Source organism: Paenibacillus sp. MZ04-78.2 (assembly GCF_024213375.1).
In the GTDB taxonomy this organism is placed as follows: Bacteria; Bacillota; Bacilli; order Paenibacillales; family NBRC-103111; genus Paenibacillus_G.
Window position 1 is genome coordinate 25,471 of record NZ_JANAVJ010000049.1, and the last position, 6,451, is coordinate 31,921.

General features: G+C 55.0%; 7 protein-coding genes and 2 pseudogenes. 8 read left to right on the forward strand and 1 reads right to left on the reverse strand.

What is annotated here, in order from left to right:
• The first annotated feature begins 44 nt into the window (after positions 1-44).
• The 8 genes and pseudogenes from NLX71_RS23220 (at position 45) to NLX71_RS23255 (ending at position 6,063) form a co-directional block, all read left to right on the forward strand.
• Positions 45-434 carry a hypothetical protein gene (locus NLX71_RS23220; RefSeq protein ID WP_254366172.1) on the forward strand — a complete coding sequence of 130 codons (390 nt, stop codon included), beginning with the start codon at positions 45-47 and terminating at the stop codon, positions 432-434.
• Between the two features lie 176 nt (positions 435-610).
• A pseudogene (locus tag NLX71_RS23225) lies at positions 611-1,766 on the forward strand (IS110 family RNA-guided transposase).
• Between the two features lie 264 nt (positions 1,767-2,030).
• Positions 2,031-2,354 carry a hypothetical protein gene (locus NLX71_RS23230; RefSeq protein WP_254366173.1) on the forward strand — a complete coding sequence of 108 codons (324 nt, stop codon included), beginning with the start codon at positions 2,031-2,033 and terminating at the stop codon, positions 2,352-2,354.
• 97 nt (positions 2,355-2,451) lie between these two features.
• Positions 2,452-3,288: an electron transfer flavoprotein subunit beta/FixA family protein gene (locus NLX71_RS23235; RefSeq protein WP_254366174.1), complete on the forward strand. Its 837-nt coding sequence runs from the start codon at positions 2,452-2,454 to the stop codon at positions 3,286-3,288.
• Positions 3,285-4,310: an electron transfer flavoprotein subunit alpha/FixB family protein gene (locus tag NLX71_RS23240; RefSeq protein ID WP_254366175.1), complete on the forward strand. Its 1,026-nt coding sequence runs from the start codon at positions 3,285-3,287 to the stop codon at positions 4,308-4,310. The genes NLX71_RS23235 and NLX71_RS23240 overlap by 4 nt, the downstream gene beginning before the upstream one ends.
• On the forward strand, positions 4,303-5,598 hold the full coding sequence (locus tag NLX71_RS23245; RefSeq protein ID WP_254366176.1) for an FAD-dependent oxidoreductase: 1,296 nt from the start codon (positions 4,303-4,305) through the stop codon (positions 5,596-5,598). Before NLX71_RS23240 ends, NLX71_RS23245 begins: the two co-directional genes overlap by 8 nt.
• The gene (locus NLX71_RS23250) at positions 5,595-5,897 is read left to right on the forward strand and encodes a ferredoxin family protein (protein WP_254366177.1); all 303 of its coding nucleotides are present in this window, start codon (positions 5,595-5,597) and stop codon (positions 5,895-5,897) included. Before NLX71_RS23245 ends, NLX71_RS23250 begins: the two co-directional genes overlap by 4 nt.
• Before the next feature lie 7 nt (positions 5,898-5,904).
• A complete protein-coding gene (locus tag NLX71_RS23255; protein WP_254366178.1) occupies positions 5,905-6,063 on the forward strand; it encodes a hypothetical protein in 159 nt (52 codons plus the stop codon).
• Between the two features lie 30 nt (positions 6,064-6,093).
• Here the strand turns inward: NLX71_RS23255 and NLX71_RS23260 are convergent.
• Positions 6,094-6,381 (reverse strand): annotated as a pseudogene (locus NLX71_RS23260) (ASCH domain-containing protein); the annotation flags it as partial.
• Positions 6,382-6,451 lie beyond the last annotated feature (70 nt).

Genomic DNA, 6,451 nt, shown 5'->3' on the forward strand with positions numbered 1-6,451 from the left:
GACTCCAGCATTAGTCCCTACTTTGACGTTACGGACATATTCATATGCATACTACCAACATTCAGCTTACGCATGAAGACGAATGGGCTGACGGCCCGCCGATCCCCGAAGGAAGTCCGATAGAGTTTGCGCTAGGCTGGGTTACGGAGTTAATCGGGCCGTTTATCGTATCCCCAGAAGCTCAGCGAGCAGTTGACAAAAAACAAGGTTCATTGCTAGATAAGCCTATACAAGCAAGAAAGGAGATTAAAGAGCATCGAATCCTGACGACTTCGACAAATACTAAAAAAGCGACGGTAGCGACCAGTGCGTCACCAAACGCATCCGGCAAAACCGTCGCCAATTCCCTAACGAAAAGGAGCGAAACCAATGTCCCTGACACTAAAAACAATCATGGTTTACCGCCGCATCCCCAACATGAAAGTGGGGTTTAGCGCGGTTCACATCGCTCCATACTGAGTAATACGGCGATTGGACAGAAATACGAGACTCTTTTTGGTGGTTCGACCCTGTCCTTCAGCGATTTTTGGCTGAATGACCGCGTACAGAAAAATGGAGACTTCATACGAATGCGCCAATCGTCCCTATTACTCGATTGGAGGAAGAACGAATGGAAACGTTAGTCACTCGCTATGCCGGACTGGATGTCCACAAAGAAACTATTGTCGTTTGTGTATTGACAGGTGAAGCAGACGAAACGCCGCGCTCCGAAACGCGCACCTTTCCGACCATGACGCGCGATTTGTTTGCACTAATGACCTGGCTGGAGGGCGAGGGCGTCACGCATATTGCGATGGAGAGCACCGGCATCTACTGGAAACCGGTCTACAACAATTTGGAAGGGTACTTCGACATTGCGCTGGCCAATGCTCAGCGGATCAAGAATGTGCCGGGACGGAAAACCGATGTGAGCGATGCGGAGTGGATTGCAAAGCTCTTGCGGGTCGGTCTGATCGAAAAGAGCTTTGTACCCGCAGAGGACCTTCGGGAACTTCGTGACCTGACACGGCTTCGCAAAAAACGGGTCGGTAACCTAACGGCAGAGAAGAACCGGATTCAGAAGATGCTCGAAGCGTCCAACGTCAAACTCGGAACCGTCATTTCAGATGTGTTCGGCGTATCGGGCCGCAATTTGCTGGAGCGTCTGATTGCACAGGGCTATGTTGACGCAGACGATATTGAACACCGGGTGCATGGCAACGTCAAGCGCAATGTGAAGCGTGTAGCCGAGTCGCTCTTTGGTACCTGAATACGCACCAAATGCTGATGATCCGCAATTGCTGGGAACATATTGCCTTTCTGGAGCAATCCATCTCCACGCTGGATGCCGAGATTGAAGCCCATCTGAAACCGTACAAAGAAGCTCAAGAATTGATTCAAACCATTCCGGGCGTGAGCGATGTAACGGCTGCCGCTATCATCGCAGAGATTGGCGTAGACATGGAACAATTCCCGACAGCCGATCACTTGGCCTCTTGGGCAGGAGTCGCTCCAGGCAACCATGAGAGCGCCGGTAAAAAAAAAGTACACACACACGCAAGGGCAACCCGCATGTGAAAACGGCTTTATGTGAAGCTGCATGGGCAGCAACGAAGTGCCGAAAATCCCAGTTGTCAGCTCGATTTTGGAAAATGGCTGCTCGTCGCGGCAAGAAAAAGGCGATCATTGCACTGGCTCGCAAAATGCTCACGATCATTTACATGATGTTGAAGACCAAGACAGCTTATATCGAAGGCGGGCCAGCCTACTCCAAACCCGTAGCTTAACAGTATTGCCCAAAGGAATAACGAATATACATGCAGCCGGATAATGGCTGTACCGGGCATCCTGTTGCCATTTTTAAGTTCATACGAGCAAAGCGGTTCATTTTAAAAGCAGGTTCGACGTTCTAAAGTCACTACGTGCAAAAATCCTTTCACAGAAAAAGAAAAAACGCGCAATCGCTGCGCTCATCCAAGAACAGCTTGACGAGTACCTATCCCGCTTCCCCTACGTCAGGTACCCCGTCGATCCGCTGGAAGTGGAAAAGAATGTTCTGCGATCCTGCCACTGTGCCGATCACAGCACTCAGACAGGCACTTAACTGGCATTTCAATAATGCGAATGAGCATAAGCCCCAGCCAGAAAAGCAGAACATGGGCCCGGATTCGATCTTCTTGCTTGGCATCGGTCAGGCGATCACGAAGCGTTTGGCAGATCGGGAATACACTCATGCCCACTGCAACTCCGATTCAGCCTCGGCGCATCATAGTTCCAATAAGCTCGCCGGCGATTTCCAAGGGTCTTGCGAACCTTCGGAGATCACCGGCTTCTTTTTTTCGGATCGCCGAATAAAAGGCGCGGACAGCCAATAGATTGATAAAGAGAAAATGGACATGGCCCCCGGGCAGAACGTTTGTCCGGCGGGCCGCTGTCGAGAACCGAAGCGTCCGACAAGGAGGGGAACTGCCGATGCTTCACTTGGTCGCCTGTATCAAGCAGGTGCCGGATACGAAAATCATCAAGATGAACCCGAAAACGAACACGATGGACCGCTCCAGCGCGCCAGCCATCCTCAATCCGTACGATGCGCATGCCGTCGAAGAAGCGGTGCGTCTCAAGCAGCGTTACGGAGGAACGGTGTCCGTCGTGACGATGGGACCGCCGCCCGCGGTCAAGGCGATCCGCAAATGCATCGAGATCGGCGCGGACGAAGGCTACCTGATCACCGACCGCGCATTCGCCGGGGCGGATACGCTGGCAACCAGCTATTCGCTGACGAAGGCGATCGACAAAATCGCTAAAATCAAGCCGATCGATCTGATCCTCTGCGGCAAAATGACCATCGACGGCGACACCGGCCAAGTCGGTCCGGGCATCGCCCGCAGATTGGATATTCCGCCGCTGACGAACGTCCGCGAGATCGTCGAAGTAAACAAGGACGAAGGCTACACTATCATCCACCGCAAGCTGGAGGACGGCTACGAGGTCGTCCGTTCGACGCTGCCGTGTCTGTTCTCCGTCGAAAAAGACATCAACGACATCCCGTATTCGCCGCTGCCCAACATGCTGCGGGCGGCGCGTTACCAGCCGGTCGTCTGGTCCGTGAACGACTTGGAGGACGTGGATCGCACGAAGCTCGGCCTCAAAGGCTCCCCGACGATCGTCGCCAAGGTATGGCCGCCGGAGAAGCCGAAGGGCGGAGAGCTGCTGGAGGGAACCCCTGCGGAGCAGGCGGGCAAGCTGCTGTCGATTTTGCTGGAGAAAAAAGAGCTCTTCCGCGTCCAAAACGGAGGTGAAAGCGGATGAACCTTCAGGATTACCGCGGCGTATGGGTGTTCATTGAGCAGAAGAACGGCGCGATTGCGCCGGTGTCGCTGGAGCTGCTGGGAGCCGGGCGGAAGCTCGCGGATAAGCGCGGCGTGCCGCTGGCGGGCATCCTCATCGGCGACGGCGTCCGATCTCTGGCCGCCGAGGTCATCGCTTACGGAGCGGATACCGTGTACTTGTACGACGATCCGATCTTTCATCATTACCGGACAGAATCATACATGCGGGCCGTCATCGAAGCTTGCCAGAAGCACAAGCCGGAAATATTCCTGTTCGGCGCCACGTCGACGGGCAAGGACCTCGCCAGCGCCGTGGCGACGGATCTCGCGACGGGGCTGACGGCCGATACGACGCAGTTGGACGTCGATGCGGACACCGGGCTGCTGGAAGCGAGCCGACCGGCGTTCGGGGGCAACATTATGGCCACAATTTTGTGCAAAAAGGACCGCCCGCAAATGGCCACCGTGCGCCCGAAGGTCATGAAGCGGCTGGCCCCGGATCGGCAGCGTAAGGGGGAGATCGTTGAAGAAACCGTCTCCGTCCGCGAAGAGGACCTGCGCACGAAGGTGCTGGAGATCGTCCGTGATACGGCGCAGCGGGTGCGGATCGACGAGGCCGACGTCATCGTCGCCGGGGGCAAGGGGCTCGGCGGCCCGGCCGGCTTCGAGCTGATTCACCGGCTGGCCGAGACGCTGGGCGCTTCCGTCGGAGCGAGCCGCGATGCGGTGGAGGCCGGCTGGATTGAGCATCATCACCAGGTCGGGCAGACAGGCGTCACCGTGACGCCGAAAATTTATTTTGCCATCGGCATTTCCGGGGCGATCCAGCATTTGGTCGGGATGCAGAACTCGGGGCTCATTATCGCCATCAACAAGGACCCTGCCGCTCCGATCTTCGGGTCCTGCCACTACGGCATCGTCGGCGATGCATTCGTCATCGTCCCGCTGCTGATCGAAGCGTTCCAAAAAGCACTGCAAAGCGAGGTGCCTCAATATGGCTGAAAAATTCGACGTCATCGTGGTCGGCGCAGGTCCGGCCGGGACGTCTTGCGCCTATACGTTAGCCAAGGCCGGCGTAAACGTTCTGCTCATTGAGCGAGGGGAGTACCCCGGCTCGAAAAACGTCATGGGCGGCGTCCTGTACCGCAAAACGATGGAAGACATCATTCCGGGCTTTTACAAGGACGCGCCCGTGGAGCGACCGATCGTTGAGCAGCGCTACATGATGCTGGATAAAGAATCGGCGGTCACCTTCAGCTACAAAGGGCTGGAGTGGGGGCAGGAGCCATACAACAACTTCACCGTGCTGCGGGCCAAATTCGATCAATGGTTTGCGGAGAAGGCGGTGCAGCAGGGCGCGCTGCTGGTCAACGAGACGGTCGTGCTCGAATGCATCACCCAAGACGGGCGCGTGGTCGGCGTCCGCACCGACCGCCCGGATGGGGACCTGTATGCCGACGTCGTGGTGCTCGCGGACGGCGTCAATTCGCTGCTGGCCAAGTCGCTCGGTTTCCATAAGGAATTTCGCCCGGACGAAGTGGCGCTGGCCGTCATGGAAGTGCTGAAGCTGGACCGCAAAACGATCGAAGACCGGTTCAGTCTGGAAGGCGACCAAGGCTGTACATTCGAGATTTTCGGCGATTCCACCCATGGCATTCTCGGCACGGCGTGGCTGTATACGAACAAAGACAGCTTGAACATCGGCGTCGGGGCCATGCTGTCCGGGCTGATCAAGCGCAAGCTGAAGCCGTACGAGCTGCTGGAGTATGTCAAGACACACCCGATCCTGCGGCCGTATATCCAAGGCAGTGAGCAGCAGGAATATTTGGCTCATCTGATCCCCGAGGGCGGCTACCGTTCCATGCCGAAGGTCGTTGGAGACGGTGTGATCGTGGTCGGAGACGCGGCTCAGCTCGTCAACGCCATTCACCGCGAAGGCTCGAACATGGCGATGGCGTCCGGCGTGCTGGCGGCAGAGACGATTCTGGAAGCGAAGGAAGCGGGCGACTATTCCGCCGCACAGCTCGATAAGTACCGAACCCGGCTGCTGGACGGCTTTGTCGGCCAAGACTTGAAGAAGTACAAGGACGCGACGCATCATTTTGAGAAATACCCGCATTACTTCGAAAAATATATCCCGCTCATGAACCGGGCGGCGGGTGAGCTGTTTACTGTCGACGGGACGAGCAAGAGAGAGAAGCAGCGCAAAATCTGGCAGGGCATCGGCACCGCCGGCGAGAAGTTCAAGATCGCCCAAGATTTGTTCAAGGCATGGAGGGTGATGAAATGAGCGACCAGCCCAAGGGAAAAGGGCAGACCATCGAAGAGAAGCAGTACTTGATCCGGTTCAAGGCGGACACGAACTCCCATCTCCACGTGCTCGATTACGATATTTGCGCGACGAAGTGCCCCGACAAGATCTGTACGATTTTTTGCCCGGCCGAAGTGTACAAATGGGAAGAGATCCGGATGCATGTCGGCTACGAGGGCTGTCACGAGTGTGGAAGCTGCCGCATTGGCTGCCCGTATCAGAACATCAAATGGGAATACCCCAAGGGCGGTCACGGGATCATCTTCCGGCTGGGGTAGCTGCGCTATGTTCGCGGTGGGGGACTGCGTCATCTTTATCCCGGACGGGGCGAGGGGAACGGTGATCGCCGTCAACGGGTCGTTCTGTCACATCGTTTGGGAGGATTGGTTTACGAGCTGGGAGAAAGCCGAAGAGCTGCGGAAAGAAAATTTGGAGTCAAAATAGCAGACGCTTGGAATTTTTCCAAGCGTCTTTTCACTTATTTTTTACATCGACTAACTTAAAACGCTCACATACCAACATCATATCTTCTGAAAATTTAAGTCCTAAATTACTTAACTCCTCAGTAAAGAATTGTTCATGAGCTTCTTTCCAATATTGATAAGTTCGATCTCCTTCACCCTCAGCAATAGCAAATTCCTCTGGAACCTCATTCATTGGCATTATTTTAACATCTACTGTTTTAATAATCGCTAAAGGCTCGTCTTTGCTATTTAAGATGATGCTATAATCCTCAACGGAAGGTAGTGGCTCGTTTTCTATCCTGAAAATTAATTATCTTGTAAAAGCTTCGAAGGCATCACTAAATTAACCCGGTAACATCTGTTTTTTT

What these genes read in the sequence shown, in the direction of transcription:
- NLX71_RS23220 (WP_254366172.1), top strand. Translation starts at nt 45, where the DNA reads ATGCATACTACCAACATTCAGCTTACGCATGAAGACGAATGGGCTGAC.
- NLX71_RS23250 (WP_254366177.1), top strand. Translation starts at nt 5,595, where the DNA reads ATGAGCGACCAGCCCAAGGGAAAAGGGCAGACCATCGAAGAGAAGCAG.
- NLX71_RS23255 (WP_254366178.1), top strand. Translation starts at nt 5,905, where the DNA reads ATGTTCGCGGTGGGGGACTGCGTCATCTTTATCCCGGACGGGGCGAGG.
- NLX71_RS23245 (WP_254366176.1), top strand. Translation starts at nt 4,303, where the DNA reads ATGGCTGAAAAATTCGACGTCATCGTGGTCGGCGCAGGTCCGGCCGGG.
- NLX71_RS23230 (WP_254366173.1), top strand. Translation starts at nt 2,031, where the DNA reads ATGTTCTGCGATCCTGCCACTGTGCCGATCACAGCACTCAGACAGGCA.
- NLX71_RS23240 (WP_254366175.1), top strand. Translation starts at nt 3,285, where the DNA reads ATGAACCTTCAGGATTACCGCGGCGTATGGGTGTTCATTGAGCAGAAG.
- NLX71_RS23235 (WP_254366174.1), top strand. Translation starts at nt 2,452, where the DNA reads ATGCTTCACTTGGTCGCCTGTATCAAGCAGGTGCCGGATACGAAAATC.